The sequence below is a fragment of the Legionella fallonii LLAP-10 genome (assembly GCF_000953135.1).
GTDB classification, from domain to species: Bacteria; Pseudomonadota; Gammaproteobacteria; order Legionellales; family Legionellaceae; genus Legionella; species Legionella fallonii.
Genome location: NZ_LN614827.1, coordinates 1,337,970 through 1,358,480, shown reverse-complemented (window position 1 = coordinate 1,358,480; position 20,511 = coordinate 1,337,970). Strand labels below are relative to the sequence as shown.

Sequence of the window (20,511 nt, the reverse complement as noted above, 5' to 3'; positions counted from 1 at the left end):
ATACGCAGCAAAGGATCGTTCCTTAACATAGGACACATCCATTACACTTGGACAACAGCTAATGATACGATTTACACACAGCATCCCAGACAAGATAGACTTACTTTAATCTCACAAAAAGATACATATCCGGGACATAAATTACATTGTTATCTATTAGATTATACATTGCTCCATGATGAAAAAGAACGCCTAATCAATGAATCACTCTCGACATATTGAACTTTTTTAGACTATTCTAGCCTGATCGGTGAAAAACTCTCAAGGAGACCTAGAATGTATCTGCAAGGATTTGGTAATTATCATCATAGCGAGGCCGTTAAAGGAGCGCTCCCTTCAAATCAAAATTCACCACAACAATGCAATTTGGGGCTATATGCTGAACAACTGAGTGGCAGTGCATTTACGCGCCCCAGATATAATAACCTCCGTAGCTGGCTTTATAGAGTTCTTCCTACTGTTGCGCAAGGAGCTTATTATCCTTACGAAAAAGCAATCATTAATCCTTGTGCTAAACAGCAGTCACCTAACCCTTTGCGTTGGTCCCCCCTGGATACTAGCGCTCAACTAAATTGCGATTTCATTGATGGACTTTTCCATATTGCCGGAAGTTATTTAATTAATGCTTTTCTTTACTACTGTAATCAATCCATGAATGACAAGTACTTCGCTAATAATGATGGTGAAATGCTTTTTGTTCCCTATGAAGGTGAAATAAATTTACATACTGAATTTGGTTGTATAAATTTATGTCCAAAGATGATTGCCGTTATTCCTAGAGGTGTTAAATTCAAGGTAGAAGTTATAACTAAAGAGGCGAGAGGCTATCTTTGTGAAAATGGAGGTAATCCACTGACTCTCCCTCAATTGGGTGTCATAGGTGCTAATGGTTTAGCTAATCCCCGCCATTTTCGATATCCTGTTGCCGCTTTTGAGCACGATAAAAAAGAGACTACCATAATTTGTAAACATCAAAATCATTTATGGTACGCTTCCTGTAGTCACTCCCCGCTAAACGTAGTAGCTTGGCATGGCAATTATGCTCCCTATTGTTATGACCTTAGTTTATTTAATACCCTTAATACAGTCAGTTATGATCATCCAGATCCCTCTATATTTACTGTATTAACATCAGAAAGTGACACCCCAGGAGTTGCTCATCTAGATTTTGTTATTTTCCCTCCTCGCTGGATGGTAGCTGAGCATACGTTTAGACCCCCCTATTTTCATCGCAATATCATGAGCGAATTAATGGGGCTTATTTATGGTGAGTACGATGCAAAGAAAAATGGTTTTTTAAAAGGTGGAGTCAGCATCCATAACCGTATGACACCTCATGGCCCCGACTTGGCTTCTTATCAGGTAGCATCAACTAAAGAATTAAAACCAGAATTTAATGACTCACTAGCCTTTATGTTTGAAACAAAAGAGATATGGCTGATTACTGAACAAGCGAAAGCTCATCCCAGTTTACAAGCAGATTACATCAATTGTTGGCAAGGATTTAAAGCACAGTTTAATGGAAATACGTAATGGCGTAGAAAACCCATAGCCGTCGTTTTTGATAAAGTTCTCTTCGGGTTGAGAAAGCGGTAAAGCGTTTCCTCAACTCGAATGGAACGAGGATAGACAGGAACACCTTAGCTTGACGGCTATGGGCTCCTGGTCCAACCTACTTGATAATTTTAGAACAAATCTTCCTGAGTCAAACCTACTCGCTCTAACAAAGCTCTTAAGGTTTTTAATGCCTCAACTTGAATTTGTCGAACTCGTTCTCGAGTCAGATCAATTTCTTTACCAACATCTTCCAAAGTCGCCTTTTCAAAGCCTCTTAACCCAAATCTTCTGGCAATAACCTGTTGTTGATTTTCAGTTAATTTATCTAAGAGCGACTCGATGTGTAAGCGCAGATTCTCATTAGTCAATAACTCAGCTGGATTAACACTATTTTCATCAGCTATAGTATCTAATAATGACTTGGTTTCATCGTATCCTATAGGGGTATCTACAGAAGTCACCTTATCATTTAATCCCAACAGTTTTTGCACGTCCTCCAGAGGTTTATCAACCATATCGGCAATTTCTTCTGGCGAAGGCTCATGATCTAATTTTTGAGTTAATTGTCTTGCTGCTCGCAAATAGACATTAAGTTCTTTCACTACATGAATTGGTAAACGAATAGTTCTCGTTTGATTCATGATCGCGCGTTCTATAGTTTGTCTAATCCACCAAGTAGCATAAGTTGAAAATCTAAATCCTCGCTTAGGATCAAATTTTTCAACAGACTTCATTAGGCCCAAATTTCCCTCTTCAATTAAATCTAGTAAGGGCAATCCACGATTAAGATAACGACGAGAAATTTTAACAACAAGACGCAAATTTGATTCAATCATTTTCTTGCGCGCAGCAATATCTCCCTGTAACGCAAGAGTTGCATAATGCACCTCCTCTTCAGCACTAAGCAGAGGCGAAAAGCCTATTTCGCTGAGATAAAGCTGAGTGGCATCCATAATCTTGGCAGCATGTTTACCACGCTGGAACGATGGAAAAGCAAGATCATCGGAAAAATCAGGAAGCTCCTCCGATCCGTCATCTCCCGTTTTTGCCACCTCTAAATCAATATCATCATCCATTAAAAGCGAACTGTCATCAGGCTCGGTCCATTCATCGTCCTTAATGTCCGGCTCTTTAATTGATTCATCATCCTCTTTCATTGCTTCACCTATAATGTTTAGACAGGTTTCGAAATCGTTACATGCTTTTAAACTGTCTATTGTTGCTATAATTATAAATTATATGTCAACCTTTTTGTAGATAATTCAATGGATTGACCGGTGTTCCTGCTTTTCTAATTTCAAAATGAACGCCCCAATACTTACGATCAATCATTCCCGCTATGGCAATAACTTGTCCTGCTTTAACTCTTTGTCCTTCTGCAACTAAATTTCTGGCATTATGTCCATATGCCGTCAAATATTCATTATTATGTTTAATAATAATTAAATTGCCATATCCCGCTAAGCCACTTCCTGCATAAGCAACAACCCCTCCTGAAGAGGCACGAACCCTCTCACCTTTTTTACAAGCAATATTTATGCCTTTTTTACCTTGAGTAGGAATAAAAGTAGTTGTTACATGTCCACTTACGGGCCATAACCATCCAGAAGCCGAACGAACATTATGCGCTGGAGAATAAATGACTCTTTGCGATGCTCTTGGTTTAGGCTGAGAATAACGGCGAGCAGATATCGGTCTGGTAGTGATTGCCCGACGTCTAATCCCTTGTAGGCTCAACACCTGACCGACTCTTAAAGAATAAGGAGGTCTCAAACGGTTCACTCGAGCCAAGCTGCGATAATCAGTATCATAACGAAATGCTATAGCAAAAAGAGTTTCTCCACGACGGACTGTATGTGTTTTTTGATATCTGGAATAAGGTTGCCATTTTAATTCACTTACAGGGGCTAACGCATGCCTGGTTCCGCAACCGGCAAGAATTAGTATAAGGAAGAGGCAAAAACAGTTTTTGCATAGTGTCAACATTATCTTAGTCTCGTATACATCACTTATTATTCTACAGTGAAAATTAATTACTGCATCTGTCGAATGTTGACTCCATCAAATCACTGCAGTCAACATACTAGGGCCTACCTATCGAGTGTTAGAGTTTATCTCTTTAAGGTCATAGTTCCTCATGTAATAGATCAATTCCATCTAACAAATTCGATAACTGATCAAACATTTTGTAATGGGTCATATCCAGATGTAAGGGCGTTATAGATACATAACCTGAATTAACTGCATAAAAATCCGTTCCAGCTCCAGCATCGGCCTCCATTCCTGGTGGCCCAATCCAAAATATAGGCCTACCTCTAGGATCAGATTCTTTAATGATTGGCTCTGAACTATGACGAGTACCAAGCCTAGTCACCTGAAAGCCCTTTATTTGTTCTATAGGTAAATTAGGAACGTTCACGTTTAATATAGTTTGTGAAGGTAATCGGTTGGTACTTAGTTTCATTACCAGCTGTTTAGCAATAATTGCCGCTGTTTCATAATGCATGATTGCATCACCTACCATTGAAATAGCTATGGCTGGTAATCCTAAATAACGACCTTCCATCGCCGCAGCGACAGTTCCGGAGTAAAGCACATCGTCGCCTAGATTCACTCCATCATTGATACCCGAAACCACTATATCGGCTACAGGTTCTAAAAATCCAGTCAAGGCCAGATGGACACAATCAGTTGGTGTTCCCTCAACGCTATAATAGCCATTTTCTAATTTTCTAACGCTCAAGGGGCGCGTCAAGGTAAGTGAGTTACTAGCACCACTTCTATTTCTATCTGGAGCAACTACCTCAATATCAGCGATAGTAGATAACTCATTTGCCAGAATTTTAATTCCTGGTGCTAAAACACCATCGTCATTACTAATTAATATTCTCATTGATTAACTCTCAGGTGATTCCAGCCATTTTACAACAGCCAAATAGTCTGCTAAATCACGTTGATTTTGGGCTAACGATATTTTCAATTCCTGATTGTTACTATTCTTTTTTAATTCCGTATGCTGGTTAGCAATAGTTTGTTGCAAATTCAGAATTTTGTTGCCAAAAGCCTGAGGACTTGCTTGTAATTCATAAGCTAAACTATTCATACGCTTCCCCACCTGCTCTATTTGTTGACAAGTTAAGCCTTGAGGCACTTGATCAGGACATTCTTTCAATGCTTTTTGCAATTCTTTAGGGTGAGACTGATAATAATGCTCATTTTTTGTGTTACAAGAAGTTAATCCAAGAGCTATTAAAATGATCACCAAGTACTTATTCATACACAACCTCTTGATGTAGACTACAAAAAACCGATATTATCACCAGTCTGCAAGTAACGCTATCTTATGAGAAAACCCCATGCTTGATTTTAAATTAATTCGCGATCCTCAAACCGGCGAACTGTATATAGAAACATCACTTTGTGGAAAACCACTACTGACGACCCCTCAATTAAATAAAGGGACCGCGTTTACTCATGAAGAAAGAAAGGATTTCGGCTTATTAGGAAAACTTCCTCATCGTGTTGAAAGCCTAGATGAACAAGTAAAACGCGCTTACTTGCAATATTCCAGCTATACCACTCGATTGAAACAAAATATTTATCTCAACAACCTGCACGATAAAAATCAAATCCTTTTTTATAAGCTCCTTAGTCGTCATTTAGCTGAAATGTTACCAACTATTTATACACCTATAGTGGGCACAGCAGTAAAACGATTCAGTCATGAATACAGGCAACCCAGAGGCTTATATATTGCTCATTCAGATAAAAATTTGATAGAGGAAATCATTAATAATCGTTCTAATCCAGAGATAGATCTGATTGTAGTTACTGATGGCGAAGGCGTTCTGGGTATTGGAGATCAAGGCATAGGTGGTATGGATATCCCTGTAGCAAAATTAATGGTCTATAGTTTATGTGGCGGTATTGACCCAACAAGAACCTTACCAGTGTTTCTTGATGTAGGTACTAATAACCAAGATTTATTAAATGATCCCATGTATTTAGGTTGTAGACACCCCCGCATTAATAATATGGATTACGATGATTTCATCTCGACTTTTGTTAATGAAATTCATAAACAATTCCCTAATGCATTTTTACATTGGGAAGATTTTGGTCGTGGAAATGCTCGTCGTATTCTCGATCAATTTCAAAATCAGTTATGTACCTTTAATGACGACATACAAGGTACCGGTGCAGTTACTCTTGCAGCCTTACTTGCTGCTTGTGAGGTAACGGGTGTAAAACTACAAGATCATCGAATAGTTGTTTTTGGTGCAGGATCTGCTGGCACAGGAATCAGTGATCAAATTATAGATGCTATGGTCAAAGATGGATTAAGTATTGAAGAGGCCCGCAAAAGATTCTGGCTAATTGACCGACAAGGCTTGCTACTCAACAGTGATATGGATCTTACTGATGCACAAAAACATTATGGCCGTACTCCTAAGGAAATTGAGTCTTGGACAATCAACGAGAAAAAATATCCTTCTTTAACTGATACAGTAAGACACGTTAGACCAACGATTCTTATTGGTTGTTCGGCACAAACAGGGGCTTTCTCCCAAGATATTATTGAAACAATGGCAACAACCTGTGAGCGCCCTATTATCTTCCCATTATCAAATCCCGATGAGAAATGTGAAGCACAGCCATCAGATATATTAGCGTGGAGCCACGGAAAGGCTCTTATTGCGACAGGTACTGCCTTTCCAGCAGTAGAATACCACAATCGTTTACTACAAATAGCTCAATGTAATAATGCTCTAGTATTTCCTGGTATAGGATTAGGAGTATTAGCGGTTAATGCATCCAGACTAACTAAAGAAATGATATTGGCTGCCGCAGAAACCCTTGCTAAATTTGCTCCAAGTAAAAAAGACAGTTTCTTACCTCTGTTACCGTCACTAGATGACGCACAAACGGTTGCCAAACAAATAGCTGTGGCAGTAGCGCAATGTGCCATTGGCTCAGGACATGCACAAAAGAATCAGGATGAGGATATAGAAAAAGTAGTGGATGACATGTTCTGGGAGCCACGATATTTACCTTTTAAAAAGGTTAGTACTTAATCGTTGTTATAATCATGGTTGTCAGGTTAAAGAAATAATTATAGATGAGCGCTTTTTGCTCATAGAATCGCTAAAAATCTTAATGTTGGGTCAAAATGACCCAACCTACATTTATTCAACCAAAGGCCTTGATTCGACAAAATAGCGCATCAAGGCTACAACTACTTAGGTGTCTTTGCAAAATTCACAGTAACATTCTTAATCGTGGCAGTATCAGGCTCCCAAGAGCGAGCATATTTAAATACCAAATTTGTTTTATCGGGGTAGCTTTTTCCTTTATTCAAAGTAAAAGTAAAAAACATTTGACCTCCGGCCCCTATTAAATTAGTTTGCGGTTTTTGATACTGGCTGCCGCTCAAAGTTAATAACTTTTTATCATACTCAATGACACTCCATTGAAAGCCAGTAGTAGGATTTGCTGCCAGTTTTACAACAAAACTGCCTTTATCAGGATTAACGATCATCGATAAGGTATCATTTGCATTGGCTATCATGGAAAATCCTAAAAGGATACACCCTAAGAAAATATTCATAATCATCCTCATTGATACTATGTTACTGTTGTTTAAACTAACATCCTGTACACTTGACTTCAACTTTCGAAGCAAAATTCACGTTAAATTCACACCAGTTCGAGATGAGGAAGTGAAAATCACTATTTCTCAGCACGAACGGTTCTGGGATAATTAAGTTTATTATCCCGAACTGATGTTACACTATAGATCATGGATTACGACTTGCTTTTATATGTTTTAATACCCCAGCATCAAAAATCAATTCATATTGAAACTCTCCAGGTGATTTTTGATAATACCATTTGCTGATAGAGCTTTTTATAGCACCAATTCGGTTTCCTTGATCATTATATTGCGGTATCGCTTCATCATAATCTTTCTTATAGAGAGGTTCACCGCATTTAGAAAGCACGTCAAAATCACTATCACCTTCTTGTACTAATTGATTCCCACAGCGCATGGCCTCGGCAGTAGATACAATAAAAATTGAACTCAATAACACCAATATATAATTTCGGATACTCATGAAGCACATCTCCTCCTATGAACCACGCTATACTTTGTTCTCTAATAAAATGCTATTTTAAAATTAATCATGAACCTTACCCAATAAACAATGAATAGGCCAACGAATCATCCGCCCCTCCTGCTCATCTCCCCAAAAGGATTGTAATTCACTATAAATTAATTCAATTGGATTGCGCTGTTGACGCGCTTGATATTCTTTTACAGCAGACCACGTAGATAAATAACCGATAAGTTCATTAAAGGTTATTTTTTTATCAATGAACCATTGCGGTGTGCTTATTTTATGAAATGGGAAAGGAATAGTTTGATATTGCTCATCAATGTAAAACCGTTCCCTAGGCCAAAATTCAGCACCTAAAATATCATAATAAAGTTTTTTAATTACCTTATCCAAATCAGTGCCAAAAAAGCCCAAGCTATAACACCAAGCAGCAATATAGCCACCAGTCTTACTCACTCGTTTGACTTCCTGATAAAATTCGGGAAATTTAAACCAATGTAAAGCCTGGGCGACCGTCACTAGGCTTATGGTATCTGCTTGAATTGGAGTATGTTCTGCGGGAGCACAAATATAATCTATATTTGGAGCTTTATTCGCTACATCTAACTGCTTCTGGTTAATATCCGTTGCAATAACTTTAGAAAATCGTGTTGCCAACTCTTTTGCTGCTTGACCATTTCCCGTACCACAATCCCATATGGACGCATCAGGAGCCACAAGTTGTGCAAAATAATCAAATAATTCCTGAGGATAATCAGGTCTACACAGTAAATATTGATCTGATTGCTGATTAAAGTGCTTAATATATTCTCTACTCACTTCATTCATCCCATCCCTCTTTATCTGATTCAGGTAAGAAGCCACCCACTTGAGCGTCCCACATCGATTTATACAAGCCATTTTTGGCAACTAATTCATCGTGAGTACCATCTTCAACGATTTTCCCTTTCTCAAAAACCAATATTCTGTCCATATGCAATAAGGTTGATAATCTATGGGCAATCACTATAGTCGTTTTATTTTCCATTAAGTGCCATAGTGAATTCTGGATAGTCTCTTCAGTCAACGAATCAAGTTGTGACGTGGCTTCATCCAAAATAAGCAATTTTGACTTTTTTAATAGGGCACGGGCTATAGCAATACGTTGTCTTTGACCCCCTGATAATTTAACCCCTCTCTCACCAACCATAGTATCGTAACCTTCGGGTAATAAAGAAATAAATTCATCACAACACGCGTGTTTTGCCGCCCAATGGATCTCTTCATCGGTCGCTTGTAAATTACCGTAGCGAATATTTTCCATTAAAGTCCTATGAAATAAAGAGGTATCTTGAGGAATCATACTAATAGCCTCACGAAGAGAGTCTTGGGTTACTTGACTAATATTTTGACCATCGATAAGAATGCGCCCTGATTCAACATCAAAAAATCGTAAGATGAGATGAATGAAAGTTGATTTTCCACTCCCGGAAAAGCCCACTAGCCCCACGCGCTGTTGGGGATAGATAATAACTGATTTATTTTCAAATACTTTCTTTCCTTTATTATAGTGAAATGTTACGTTGTGAAACTCTATCTTAGCGTCCTTAACTTCCAACGATTTTGCATCCGGAATATCTTGAACACCGATTGGGACACTCAGCAACGCTATAGCTTGTCTCGCTATACCTATTTCTCGAAATAGTTCGGCCATGGCATGACATAAGTACCAAATTTGAGACATAATGACAAAAGATACATTGAATATAAAAACCAAATCCCCTGTGGTTATTAGCTGGCGTTGCCAAAAAATAACGAGCAAATAAACCATAATAAACAACATGATCGTTACAGGAATATCCAAATACAGACGGAAGATATTCATGTAAATAGTTAATTTCTTATTACTTTGTGCTTCTTTATTTTGGCTTCGCCAAATGTAAGCCAATTCATCTCTACCACGAGCAAAAAGTTTTACTGCATTTGCATTACTTAAACTATCAACAATTTTCCCACTCAGCTCACTTTTGTCTTCGGCATTTTCTATAGAATATTGATCTACCTTTTTTGACAATTTATAACTAATTAAAAGCTGAAGTACGATCCAAGTCGCCAAAACAATGGCAAACCAATAATTAATCGTACACATTAAGATTAATGCGACGATAATTGAAGAAAAAGCAGCAACCGCATACCAAGTAATAATCATAAAGATAGAATCTAAAGCACGCGGTAAATCATTTAGCTTATTTGCCAAGGTTCCAGCCATTTCATTAGAAAAATACTGATATGATTGTTTCGTCAAATAATCAAAAATTGACATACGAACATCGGCTTGAAACCTAGGGAAGACATAACCTTGCCACCAATTTTGTAAGCGAATGATGAGCAACATTCCAACCCAGGCACCCCCGCCTAACCATAAAGCTGGAGCAAGAAGAGAAAAAACATTTTGTCCTTTAGAATAAGTGGCTAAAGCATCAACAATCATTTTTAATGAGTAGGGAATTACGTTATTTTCCAATACCATAACAGTCGGGGCTAATAAGAAAAAGAAGAATGCCAAACGCTGTTTTTTAATAAAGTGCCAGAAAAAGCGCCCTATTGTTTTGGGTAATTGTTGTGAATTTTGTTGTTCAGTATCCATAGAGATTACCTACTATTATTAGTATCAACTCACAAAGAACATGATAATTTGTTTCTTAAATTTTTTCGCGCTTAAGTAAAAATAATCTTCTTGAAGTATAGTTAACTTCTTTAAAAAAGTAACTTCTCAGTAACCTTGAGAAAAAATGTCATTCAGAACGACGTGCGAGATGACCTTTCCCGTATTTATTGAGAAGTTACTTAAAACATCCATCCCCCATTAAATAATTCAATATATTCTTGATATTAGATCATAGAAAGGCGATTATTTTGTTTTTTGCAATTTGTAAGTAGGAGAACTTGTGGAACAAGAAACCATGGAATTTGATGTTATCATTGTTGGAGCAGGTCCAGCCGGTCTGTCTGCGGCGATCAAATTAAAACAATTGGCCTTAGCTTCCCAACGAGAAATTACTATATGCATCCTGGAAAAAGGCGCTCAGGTAGGTGCTCATATTCTTTCAGGTGCAGTTCTTGAGCCACGCAGCTTACAGGAGCTCTTACCCGATACATGGCAAGACGCCCCATTAGATACGCCAGTCACTAATGATTTATTTTATTATCTCACTTCAAAAAAAGCCTTTAAATTACCTACCCCAAAACCCATGCATAATCAGGGTAATTACATTATCAGTTTGGGTGAACTTTGCATGTTTCTTGCAGAACAGGCGGAGGCTCTTGGATGTGAAATTTATCCTGGTTTTGCTGCAACAGAAATCCTTTATAACGATAAAAACCAGGTTATAGGAGTTGCTACCGGTGACGTAGGAATAGATAAAAATAATCAAAAAACACATAACTTTCAGCCAGGCATGCATCTCTTAGCAAAACAAACATTTTTTGCTGAAGGATGCCGAGGACAATTAAGCCAAGTGCTTATGTCTCGTTATCATCTTAGAGACAAAGTACAGCCACAAACCTACGGATTGGGAGTTAAAGAAATATGGCAAGTTGAAGAATCTAAGCATAAACCAGGCACAGTGATCCATACGGTGGGTTGGCCCATGGATCAAGCAACTTATGGCGGCTCGTTCATTTATCATCTATCGAAACAACGCGTCGCTGTTGGTTTTGTGGTTGGTTTAGACTATAAAAATCCCTGGTTAAGCCCCTTCGAAGAGTTTCAACGTTTCAAAAACCACCCTATTATAAAATCCGTTTTAACTGGTGGTGAAAGGCTTAGCTATGGTGCACGCGCACTTAATGAGGGAGGATGGCAATCACTACCTAAATTAACCTTTCCTGGAGGAGCGCTAATAGGCGATTCAGCTGGTTTTCTTAATGTTCCCAAAATCAAAGGGATACACATGGCCATGCAATCAGGTATGCTTGCCGCACAAGCTTATTTTGAACAACTAAATCAAGAGAATACGGCTCAATTTGAGCTAAGCAGTTATCCGGAGAAAGTAAAACACTCTTGGTTAGGTAATGAACTTCGCAGTGTACGTAATATCAGACCAGGGTTTAAATATGGATTAATTCCAGGTTTAATTAATGCTGCTTTTGAAACTTATATTACTCATGGGCACTCACCGTGGACATTAAGTAACCATTCTGATCATACGAGTCTTATTCCAGCAGAAAAAGCTAAAAAGATAAATTATCCCAAACCTGATGCTGTACTTACTTTCGATAGATTATCCTCTGTTTTTTTATCCAACACCTATCATGAAGAAAATCAGCCCTGCCATCTGAAACTAAAAAAACCTAAATTGGCTATAGAGGTCAATTTAGCGACTTATGCTTCTCCGGAGAGTCGATATTGCCCCGCAGGAGTCTATGAAATAGTGGAAGATGAAAAAGGACCAAGATTGCAAATTAATGCACAAAACTGCATTCATTGTAAAACCTGTGATATTAAAGACCCTCGACAAAACATCGTATGGCACGCTCCCGAGGGCGGAGGTGGACCAAATTATACTCGAATGTAGTTGTACCTGTATTATGTGATACAAAGTAAAGCCGCCCTTTCCTTTTGCAAAGGGCGATTATCCTCAAAATGAACCTATCCTGAATTTATATCCCCAAAAAACACAGAATCCCCATCTTTTTTTTAAAATGCGCTACAATTAAATATTGGTCAACTTTTAACCATAAAAGTCGTTAGTCAACTTTTCCATTTCATTTCTGGAGTAATAATGCTTGATCTTGAATTATTAGCAGTGCGAGAAATGGGTGTCAATGGAATGTCAGTATGCTTAAAACCCAAAATCCCTGTGGTAATTACCCCGGGATTAGTCAACGAAATCAGACAATTACAAAATTCTTTAGCAGATAAATATTTATCGAATGTTCTAAATGATTATTTTTATATTGTTTGGTTTTTAGAAGACAGACGTGGTTTAGGCTGCCGTGGGCTGGATTTTAATTTTATTGTTAATTGTATTAAAAAAAATCACGAGACTAAACTAGAAAGCTACATTAGTGGAATATTCGATTTGTTATTCCTTAATCGAGTAGGTTTAGGCTTCCCTATTATTAACTGTTCTATCGTCAATCGAGCATTGACCGGACTTTCAAAGGAGTTTTTCTTTCTTAATAAAATTTGTTTTATTCGCAATAATGCCGCACCAGACATTCAAAAAATTAATATTTTTAATGAGTTATCCCCTTTTCTCTTAGGAAAGGAGCTTTATGAAAATAATCATTATTTTTATTTCCATGCGCTGCAATTGGATAGAATGAGATTGCTTATTGAAGATATTGATTATGAAGTCCCGACGGTAGAAGAGGTCAATCAAATTAAAAATCACTTTGAGTCGATGAAAAAAGCAACCATGAAGGGAATTTATGATATTGCAGAAAGAAATATTAAAGTTCTGGAGCGCATGGCAAAAGGTGATTTAAAATTGTGTCCACAAGAAAGTTAACTTTCTAAATTTTTGTCTCAATAGAAGCAAGAAATCCTCACTTTTAAATGAGGATAACTCTAGTATTTCATTGTTATTTATCAACGATAAAGGTAAACTTGCGCTGGTATATGTCCCGGTGGCACAGCTGGATAGCGCAGCCCCCTCCTAAGGGGCAGGTCGGAGGTTCGAATCCTCTCCGGGACGCCAATAAAATCAATAAGTTACGTAAAAATAGAAACTAAAATTCATTGCGCGCCATTACAATCTTATGCTTTTCCTCTATACTTATATTCATAATCCTAATTTATTTAGGTACATTAGCCTTTTTACCATAACTGCATTTTAAGAGAATTAGCCGCTCATTTCTGTCAATATACTTTACCGCTGGAGAAATAAAGCTAGGATCAATCGGTATTAAAATAAATGATGGAGTAAGAAAAAATGAATCCCGTGAACGTATCCGATTTTAGGAATCTAGCAAAAAGGACTCTTGCTGCTGAAATTTTTGATTTTATTGATGGTGGGTCTTGTGATGAAATTACCAAACTGGATAATAAAAGAGCTTTTGATTCCATACGTTTAAGGCCGTTCTGTCTACGTGATGTGTCCAAAATAGATACATCCATTAAGTTACCTTGGATAAACTCATCGGCTCCAATTTTAATAGCACCGATGGCTTTTCATCAATTAGTACATCCCCAGGGAGAATCAGGAACGGCTAAAGCAGCTAAAACTTGTGGAATTCCCTTAATAGTGAGCAGTATGTCCAATCAATCGCTTGAGGAAATTGCCTCACAATCACAGAACCCTCAACTCTTATTGCAAACATATATTTTTAAAAACAGAACGTTAACCGAGGAACTAGTTTATCGCGCTGAAAAGGCTGGCTATAAGTCTATTGTGGTAACTGTAGGTACACCTATAACTGGTAAAAGAGATAGAGATATTAGAAATCAATTTATACTACCGCCTCAATGTACCACAGGAAATTTTTCAAGCAGAGTAAATGATAACCTTATTTATCAATTCACTGCAGAAGAATTTGATGCCTCCTTGACATGGAAAGACATTGAATGGATACAATCAATAACAACTCTTCCAATCGTCCTGAAGGGAATTCTAAATCCCCAAGACGCTGAAACTGCCTGTCAATTAAATATTGCTGGCATTGTCGTTTCAAATCATGGAGGACGCCAATTGGATACATCTGAAGCTACCATTAATGTATTACCAGATATTATTGCAACAGTCGCTGGCCGTACTCCTGTACTTATTGATGGAGCCATTGAACGAGGTACTGACATTTTAAAAGCAATCGCATTGGGTGCAGATGCTGTTCTGATAGGAAGACCTACTCTCTGGTCATTGGCAGTAAATGGAGAGCAAGGAGTTGAATCCATGTTAACTCTGTTAAAAGATGAATTTGAAATAGCGATGAAACTATCTGGTTTGTCTACGATTCAGGCAATCAAAGATACAGGGAAAGAACTTATTAATGGTATCTAATAAAAATATGAATAAGAGCGCTCGACCAGATCATCAATTAGGATTATATAGTCCTGGATTAGACGAGAAAAGTGAGGCAGTAATTAGTGCTCATTTTATGCATCAAATCAATCAGGATTTAAATTTAAAAACCTATAGTGCAGTGGATTTTTCTCAAAAAGCATTGCTCATGGACATTGAAGCAATTAGAGACCATTTAATTCCTACTATTTTAGAAGCATCTCATCATTTTATTTTAAAACGCATATCCGCAGCAAAGACCAGAGCAGGAAAAAACTTTAAAAAGTACGGTTTAGCTAAAATAACTCAAATAAGTACCGCGGAAATTATTACAGAGGTATTGTTTGATAGACAGTTTTTGAAAGGTCCCAAATCAAATTGCTCACGCTTGATTTTATCAAAAAAAATCAGGTCACTTATTGAAAAAAATCAGCCCATAAAAATGACGATTCCAGCATTACCTTATAAATCATCCTCTCCTCTAAAAACCAGAGGAGTTATGCCTGATTTATCAGAAATAAATTTTTTGCTTAGTCTGGCTGAAATAGCTCATACCATCGATCTCATATACCAAGAAACCAATATACTCTCTCAAGAATCCCTGGCTAAATTTACCGTAGTTTCTGATGGAAGTAGATTCAATTCTTTTCTTAATGAACCAATAAAATCCATCAAAACCTATCAAGATCGATTAAAGGAGTGGATTGATCAATTAAATATCTCAAATTATGTTGAAATTATTGACTATCAATGGCTCATGGACAATTTTTTGCCGAAAGATCTATACCGGAACAAAATAGAACTCAGGGAGCAAGCCCGTAGCCAATATAGTAAGCTAATGCTCCCGCTTTTTAATCCAGATCACATTGAGCAAACTATTAATAAAGCAATTGAGTTGGATCCCGAACCTGAGTCCTCTAATCCCGAGGGTAGATTTATTCCTTTATTTAAATCATTAATTTATATTATTCGCTATAAAACCCTTTGGAATTATACCCAGTTGCATGGAAAACAATACGATGATCTCTATATAGAACTTACCCGGCATATTTTTGAACCATATACCCATCTCATTGATAGCGATTTGCAGCAAATAGCACTATTTATAAAAAAACCACAATACCACTCCAAACCAGACCCTTCCACAATATTAGAATACCTCCGACAAAGCATGTTATGGGAAGCCTGGAACGCGACTATAAATTATATTTCAGAAATCAAAAGTGACAGGGATTTACCAAGCGAACCTATAGCAACTTGTTTGCCCAATTATATCCGATGGACTATTCATGCGAAAATGGGACAATTGGCTATCCTGACTACTACAGTATCAGGTGATCCTGTGCAGGCCTGGCATGGGGTTGGCGTATTCAAATTAACTAAGAATCATAAAATAAAAATTTATACATTACCCACTCTATTATTAGAAGGAAACAATGCTACTCCAGTTATCATTAATAATGGAAAAAACAATAGGAGGTTCAAACAACAACCTTTATTTTATGTATATCCAGACATTAAGTTTAAGGATAGTGGAGATTTACTGGATAAAATAAAAAAAAATATAACCCGCAGCAGAAAGATGTAGTCTTTATAGTTCCAAATCAATTGATTAATGTCTTCAGCTTTTTAGATATCAGGTTTTCAATGGATTACTTGAATAGTTCAAAAACGACTAAGCAGAATAACAATAATAGCGTTAAAGATTTAATATAAACCGAAATACGGCTTCGAATACAAAGATGATAAAGATAAGAAAAGGGATGACGATAAATTAACTGCCACATAATTTTATTTACTACATTCGCTTTTACTCCTTGATTAGGAATTTCATGAAGTGTAGCATCGGCCCAAAAATTTGCTTCAATAATAATCCATTGATCAGATCTAAATGGGACATTAATATCTTCACATAGTAAGTCAAAACCAACATAGTTCAAACCGATAGCTCTGGCTGCTTCACAGACACGTTTTGCATTGAGGGGATGAATTTTCTTGCCCTGAGATAAAATATTCCCTCCTCTGCCCGTGTTAACTGTATGGCATAGTTTAATTTTGGTACCATCGGGAATGATACTTTGTAGGGTTAAACCTTGTTCTTCCAAACAATTTTTATATTCTAAATCATATTTTAAAGGGGAAATGGTCAGTTCCCGACTTAAACGAATTCGTTCTTTATTTTTTATTTTAATCAATTCTTCAATAGTATGCCTCCCATCCCCAATAACATATGCGCTCGTGCGCAATATCACTCCTATCACTCGATTATTTAAAACCAATATGCGATATTCTTTTAAATTAGAATGAAACTCTTCAATTTGAACGAATTTATGAGTCTTAAAAATAAAATTTAAATAATCAGAAAGACTGTCCATATTCTTAATATTACACAATACATCTTTTCCTCGAGCTGTATCCATCATGGGTTTTGCTACCAAGGGGAAACGTAAGGGAGTAATTAATTCACTTAGCGATTTTTCTTGCCAAGTTTTCTTGTCAAAGGCACATGCTTTGGGAACAGGAAAACCAGAACGATGCAATAATTTATTCAATAAATATTTGTTTTTCGCAATATAAATACTAGCTCCATAATTAAGGGGAGAAATAGACAATAAAAAATAATAAGGCTTGGGACCGAGCTCAATTTTCAGAGCATCAATTTTAGGTAAATAAGTACAAGGCAAATGCATTGCTTGGGCACAGTGATAAAGTAATTTAATATTTCGGTCCATTATCACTATCTCGTGTCAGATTAAAATAAATGAGTTTTAATCGATGTAACAAATAAGCAACAGGATGACGATAGATTATTTGTTTCAGTATTTTTTTGCTAACGTTTACTGCTTTTCCACTTTTCGGTGACTCATGAATTGTGATATCAGATGGAGAGTTAACACCTAAAATAAACCAATTAGATTTTGTAAATGGTTTATTTATATCTTCACAAAGGATCTCGAGGCTAACCAAGTCTAAACCAGTAATCTTTGCAGTCTTACGTATAAGAAATGCATTTTTTTTATTAATTCTCCGTCCTAAAGCATGTGTATATCCCATGAGAGTGGGAGTTATTGCATTCCTGATTTTCGCTATTTGATTTTTTTTTAGGATCTTGTCTGGAGTGATGTCCTGTTCCTTAAGGCAGTTTATATAATCCTCGCAGTTGTCTCCTAATAACTTAGAATAGTGATTTTTTGACATGTTATACTGAAGCATTATCAATTGCGCCATAGAGTTGACTCCGTCCCCTATAACAGTTGGCTTCCTGCGCTCAACCACACTAAGAATACGTCCATTTAACAATAAAACTTGGTATTCCTTTAATCCAGTATGATATTCCTCTATAAGCATAAATTTATGTTTTTTAAACATAAATTTTAGATAATTCGACAAGCCCTCAATTTCTTTAATATTGCATAAAACATCCTCACCTTTGTGGGAACCTAACATGGGTTTTGCAACCAAAGGAAATTGCATGCCTTGTACTAATCCAGTTAACGAAGTCTTTAGGAAATCAGCTCTACTAAGTGATATGCCCTTAGGAACAGGAATGTTCTCATCTTGAAAAAGCGACCTGATAAAATACTTATTATTAGAAATAAAAATACTGGATGCATTGTTCATCTGGGTGATATCACGAAGTAAAAAATAATTTTTATTACCCAGATGAACGTTTAATCCCTTGACTTCATCTATATAAATTATAGGTAATTTTAAAGATAATGCACTTTCATAATAAGCATTGATAGTTTTATTCAAGCTAACTCCTTTTTACAACGCTGTTATTTATGCCCGTTTGATTATTACTTCATTCCGGAAAACCATATAATTAAATATAGTTGATTTAATAATAGATGCAGCATCAATATCTTTCCTTAAAAGTAATTGTTCTAATAGTAAGTACTCAATTCGAAATGTTTGACTTATTCGATTTCAAATGCTTATTTTATATAAAGAATGTATTTTATAACCAAGTTATTTAATTATTGAACGAATATTGGATTTGAGTGCAGAGTTCATGAAAACTCGACCAATCTGTTCTTGTGATGAATGAGGTGCGAGCTATGATGATTTTTAAGAAGAGGAATAAAATGCTATCTACTCATGAACTATGCCTCAAACATACTCAAGATATGGTGAAAAAATATACAGACGCGCGCGAGCCTTTATTCTGGTCTAAAGACATGCTTCAAGAAATGCGTAATAAAAAGCTTAGAGATTTATTGCGATATGCAAAAGCAAACTCCCCATGGTACCAAAAAATGTTGGCCGATATTGATGTGAATCATTTCACTGAAGATCAGTTACATGAAATTCCGGCCATGAATAAAATGACATTAATGAAGCACTGGGATGAAGTCGTTACGGATAGAAGGTTGTCCTTGGATATGGTAGAAAATCATATAGAAAAAATGAAAAACAATGGAGATACCCTCTATTTACTTAACTCTTATCATGCCCTAGCTACCAGCGGAACCAGCGGTAAACGTTGTATCTATGTTTATAACTGGGATGAATGGATTAAATTTTACTTGTTTACTATTCGATACAGTTCTCGGACTAACCGCCAACCGGTTTTCTCAGAGTTTCAAAATAGAAAATGGAAAAATGCAATGATTGTCATTTCGAATGCTGTATATGCAATGTATTCTTTTGCACAAACATTTAAAACAACTCTATTTGATCAATTTTACATCCCTGTCACATTACCCACTGATAAAATTGTTGAGAAACTAAATTACTTACAACCTGATTCGTTAACAGGTACTCCTACAACAATATCCAGATTATGCCATGAACCTCATATTAGAAACCTTCATATCAGACCTAAACGCATCCTTCTTTCAGGTGAACCCTTATTCCCATTGCTACGGAAGATGATTAAAACCACTTGGCCTGATGTACACATCAGTAATTTATATGCCTCCAGTGAGGGATTATTTGGGGTTAGCTGTGGAGCTAACCCAGAAACCCATGCAATGCATCTCAATGATGATGAATGCATTATTCAACCCGTTGATGAAAGAGGACAGCCGATAAATAAAGGAGTTATTCCCCATAAAATGTATTTAACTAACCTCTATTTATATACTTTGCCCTTAATTCGTTATGAATATAATGATCAATTGGAGTTATTGGAAAAAAAATGTGTGTGTGGAGTAGCGCATCAATTATTTGCAGAGCCAGTGGGCCGACCTGAATATAATTTTATGTATCCCGGGGATGTATTTGTACATCATCTTGTTTTTGTAACTCCATTATTGCTTGAAAAAAACATTCAAGAATATCAGGTAATACAAACAGAACGAGGTGTGGATATTAAAATATTATCAACTGGTTTTATTAATAAAAATCAATTAGGAACCACTATTCGTGATAATTTGAAAGCCTTAGGTTTAATTGATCCTGAAGTGACTTTTTCAGAAGTAACGCAATTTGAATATACTCCGGCGGGTAAATTACATAGATTTATAAAAAATAAGGCCTATACCGATAAAATTTGAGCGGCATCTCAATACCCCCGCTATCCACGAAAGTCGTTCAGTATAGCGATGAGCACGCAATGCAGCGAAACGAGGAGGAAGAAATGCCGTGACTAACGAATCAGCGCCATTTAATCCTTCAAATGTCCAACGAAATTGGTGTTTTTCGGGTCTTTACGATACTCTAATTCCTGCTATTCTACGGGTAATACCTTTTTAAAAGAATTTTTAGCTCTATCAACCACTATAAGGGATAAGAAAAACAAAGCAGATCTTTTAATGCGATAAAAATTTATGGCTCTAAAGCTGTAGTCAATTTTTGTAGTTACTTAATGGTTCTGGGTGTGATTTGCGTGATAATTTATTAAAACT

The 20,511-nt window shown here is 36.7% G+C and carries 17 protein-coding genes and 1 tRNA gene; 8 read left to right on the top strand and 10 right to left on the bottom strand.

The annotated features are described in order from the left end of the window. Window positions 1-276: 276 nt before the first annotated feature. Window positions 277-1,533 (top strand): homogentisate 1,2-dioxygenase, encoded by a 1,257-nt coding sequence (gene hmgA, locus LFA_RS05505; protein WP_045095284.1) that lies wholly within the window; start codon window positions 277-279, stop codon window positions 1,531-1,533. A 152-nt stretch (window positions 1,534-1,685) separates the two neighbouring features. Here the strand turns inward: hmgA and rpoS are convergent, their stop codons facing one another. The 4 genes from rpoS to LFA_RS05485 form a co-directional block, all read right to left on the bottom strand. Next, window positions 1,686-2,714: an RNA polymerase sigma factor RpoS gene (rpoS, locus tag LFA_RS05500; RefSeq protein ID WP_045095283.1), complete on the bottom strand. Its 1,029-nt coding sequence runs from the start codon at window positions 2,712-2,714 to the stop codon at window positions 1,686-1,688. A gap of 85 nt (window positions 2,715-2,799) precedes the next feature. Beyond that, window positions 2,800-3,543, bottom strand: coding sequence for a peptidoglycan DD-metalloendopeptidase family protein (locus tag LFA_RS05495; RefSeq protein ID WP_045095282.1), 744 nt, complete (start codon window positions 3,541-3,543; stop codon window positions 2,800-2,802). A 139-nt stretch (window positions 3,544-3,682) separates the two neighbouring features. Then, complete coding sequence (gene surE, locus LFA_RS05490; protein ID WP_045095281.1) at window positions 3,683-4,450, bottom strand: 5'/3'-nucleotidase SurE; 768 nt, start codon at window positions 4,448-4,450, stop codon at window positions 3,683-3,685. 3 nt (window positions 4,451-4,453) lie between these two features. Beyond that, on the bottom strand, window positions 4,454-4,834 hold the full coding sequence (locus LFA_RS05485; RefSeq protein ID WP_045095280.1) for a lipoprotein: 381 nt from the start codon (window positions 4,832-4,834) through the stop codon (window positions 4,454-4,456). A 79-nt stretch (window positions 4,835-4,913) separates the two neighbouring features. On the opposite strand from LFA_RS05485, the gene LFA_RS05480 reads away from it, so the two are divergent. Continuing rightward, window positions 4,914-6,632: an NAD-dependent malic enzyme gene (locus tag LFA_RS05480; RefSeq protein WP_045095279.1), complete on the top strand. Its 1,719-nt coding sequence runs from the start codon at window positions 4,914-4,916 to the stop codon at window positions 6,630-6,632. Between the two features lie 161 nt (window positions 6,633-6,793). On the opposite strand, the gene LFA_RS05475 is transcribed toward LFA_RS05480, so the two are convergent. The 4 genes from LFA_RS05475 to LFA_RS05460 form a co-directional block, all read right to left on the bottom strand. Further along, window positions 6,794-7,165 (bottom strand): protease inhibitor I42 family protein, encoded by a 372-nt coding sequence (locus LFA_RS05475; RefSeq protein ID WP_045095278.1) that lies wholly within the window; start codon window positions 7,163-7,165, stop codon window positions 6,794-6,796. A gap of 190 nt (window positions 7,166-7,355) precedes the next feature. Beyond that, a complete protein-coding gene (locus LFA_RS05470) occupies window positions 7,356-7,673 on the bottom strand; it encodes a DUF2845 domain-containing protein (protein ID WP_045095277.1) in 318 nt (105 codons plus the stop codon). A gap of 63 nt (window positions 7,674-7,736) precedes the next feature. Further along, window positions 7,737-8,504, bottom strand: a complete 768-nt coding sequence (locus tag LFA_RS05465; RefSeq protein ID WP_045095276.1) for a class I SAM-dependent methyltransferase — start codon at window positions 8,502-8,504, stop codon at window positions 7,737-7,739. Continuing rightward, entirely contained in the window at window positions 8,497-10,302 is a 1,806-nt protein-coding gene (locus tag LFA_RS05460; RefSeq protein WP_052673866.1) for an ABC transporter ATP-binding protein, read from the bottom strand. The genes LFA_RS05465 and LFA_RS05460 overlap by 8 nt, the downstream gene beginning before the upstream one ends. 301 nt (window positions 10,303-10,603) lie before the next feature. On the opposite strand from LFA_RS05460, the gene LFA_RS05455 reads away from it, so the two are divergent. The 5 genes from LFA_RS05455 to LFA_RS05435 all read left to right on the top strand — a co-directional run bounded on the left by LFA_RS05455 (window position 10,604) and on the right by LFA_RS05435 (window position 16,247). Further along, window positions 10,604-12,232 (top strand): electron transfer flavoprotein-ubiquinone oxidoreductase, encoded by a 1,629-nt coding sequence (locus LFA_RS05455; protein WP_045095275.1) that lies wholly within the window; start codon window positions 10,604-10,606, stop codon window positions 12,230-12,232. A gap of 207 nt (window positions 12,233-12,439) precedes the next feature. Next, window positions 12,440-13,171 carry a hypothetical protein gene (locus LFA_RS05450; protein ID WP_045095274.1) on the top strand — a complete coding sequence of 244 codons (732 nt, stop codon included), beginning with the start codon at window positions 12,440-12,442 and terminating at the stop codon, window positions 13,169-13,171. 112 nt (window positions 13,172-13,283) lie between these two features. Further along, window positions 13,284-13,360, top strand: a tRNA-Arg gene (locus LFA_RS05445). Window positions 13,361-13,594: 234 nt separating this feature from the next. Beyond that, window positions 13,595-14,659, top strand: a complete 1,065-nt coding sequence (locus tag LFA_RS05440) for an alpha-hydroxy acid oxidase (protein WP_045095273.1) — start codon at window positions 13,595-13,597, stop codon at window positions 14,657-14,659. Continuing rightward, window positions 14,649-16,247, top strand: coding sequence for an L-tyrosine/L-tryptophan isonitrile synthase family protein (locus LFA_RS05435; RefSeq protein ID WP_231865909.1), 1,599 nt, complete (start codon window positions 14,649-14,651; stop codon window positions 16,245-16,247). Before LFA_RS05440 ends, LFA_RS05435 begins: the two co-directional genes overlap by 11 nt. Before the next feature lie 64 nt (window positions 16,248-16,311). Here the strand turns inward: LFA_RS05435 and LFA_RS05430 are convergent, their stop codons facing one another. Next, entirely contained in the window at window positions 16,312-17,391 is a 1,080-nt protein-coding gene (locus LFA_RS05430; protein WP_084602120.1) for a hypothetical protein, read from the bottom strand. Beyond that, entirely contained in the window at window positions 17,375-18,415 is a 1,041-nt protein-coding gene (locus LFA_RS05425) for a hypothetical protein (RefSeq protein ID WP_045095272.1), read from the bottom strand. Before LFA_RS05425 ends, LFA_RS05430 begins: the two co-directional genes overlap by 17 nt. 305 nt (window positions 18,416-18,720) lie before the next feature. Between LFA_RS05425 and LFA_RS05420 the strand changes: the two genes are divergently transcribed. Further along, window positions 18,721-20,160: a phenylacetate--CoA ligase family protein gene (locus LFA_RS05420; protein WP_045095271.1), complete on the top strand. Its 1,440-nt coding sequence runs from the start codon at window positions 18,721-18,723 to the stop codon at window positions 20,158-20,160. The last annotated feature ends 351 nt before the right edge of the window (window positions 20,161-20,511 follow it).

Bases quoted from the DNA above. Each gene is read 5' to 3' on its own strand.
- LFA_RS05435 (WP_231865909.1), top strand. From the start codon at position 14,649: ATGGTATCTAATAAAAATATGAATAAGAGCGCTCGACCAGATCATCAA.
- LFA_RS05465 (WP_045095276.1), bottom strand. From the start codon at position 8,504: ATGAATGAAGTGAGTAGAGAATATATTAAGCACTTTAATCAGCAATCA.
- LFA_RS05420 (WP_045095271.1), top strand. From the start codon at position 18,721: ATGATGATTTTTAAGAAGAGGAATAAAATGCTATCTACTCATGAACTA.
- LFA_RS05485 (WP_045095280.1), bottom strand. From the start codon at position 4,834: ATGAATAAGTACTTGGTGATCATTTTAATAGCTCTTGGATTAACTTCT.
- rpoS (WP_045095283.1), bottom strand. From the start codon at position 2,714: ATGAAAGAGGATGATGAATCAATTAAAGAGCCGGACATTAAGGACGAT.
- LFA_RS05440 (WP_045095273.1), top strand. From the start codon at position 13,595: ATGAATCCCGTGAACGTATCCGATTTTAGGAATCTAGCAAAAAGGACT.
- LFA_RS05495 (WP_045095282.1), bottom strand. From the start codon at position 3,543: ATGTTGACACTATGCAAAAACTGTTTTTGCCTCTTCCTTATACTAATT.
- LFA_RS05480 (WP_045095279.1), top strand. From the start codon at position 4,914: ATGCTTGATTTTAAATTAATTCGCGATCCTCAAACCGGCGAACTGTAT.
- LFA_RS05475 (WP_045095278.1), bottom strand. From the start codon at position 7,165: ATGAATATTTTCTTAGGGTGTATCCTTTTAGGATTTTCCATGATAGCC.
- LFA_RS05460 (WP_052673866.1), bottom strand. From the start codon at position 10,302: ATGGATACTGAACAACAAAATTCACAACAATTACCCAAAACAATAGGG.
- LFA_RS05470 (WP_045095277.1), bottom strand. From the start codon at position 7,673: ATGAGTATCCGAAATTATATATTGGTGTTATTGAGTTCAATTTTTATT.
- LFA_RS05430 (WP_084602120.1), bottom strand. From the start codon at position 17,391: ATGGACCGAAATATTAAATTACTTTATCACTGTGCCCAAGCAATGCAT.
- LFA_RS05450 (WP_045095274.1), top strand. From the start codon at position 12,440: ATGCTTGATCTTGAATTATTAGCAGTGCGAGAAATGGGTGTCAATGGA.
- hmgA (WP_045095284.1), top strand. From the start codon at position 277: ATGTATCTGCAAGGATTTGGTAATTATCATCATAGCGAGGCCGTTAAA.
- surE (WP_045095281.1), bottom strand. From the start codon at position 4,450: ATGAGAATATTAATTAGTAATGACGATGGTGTTTTAGCACCAGGAATT.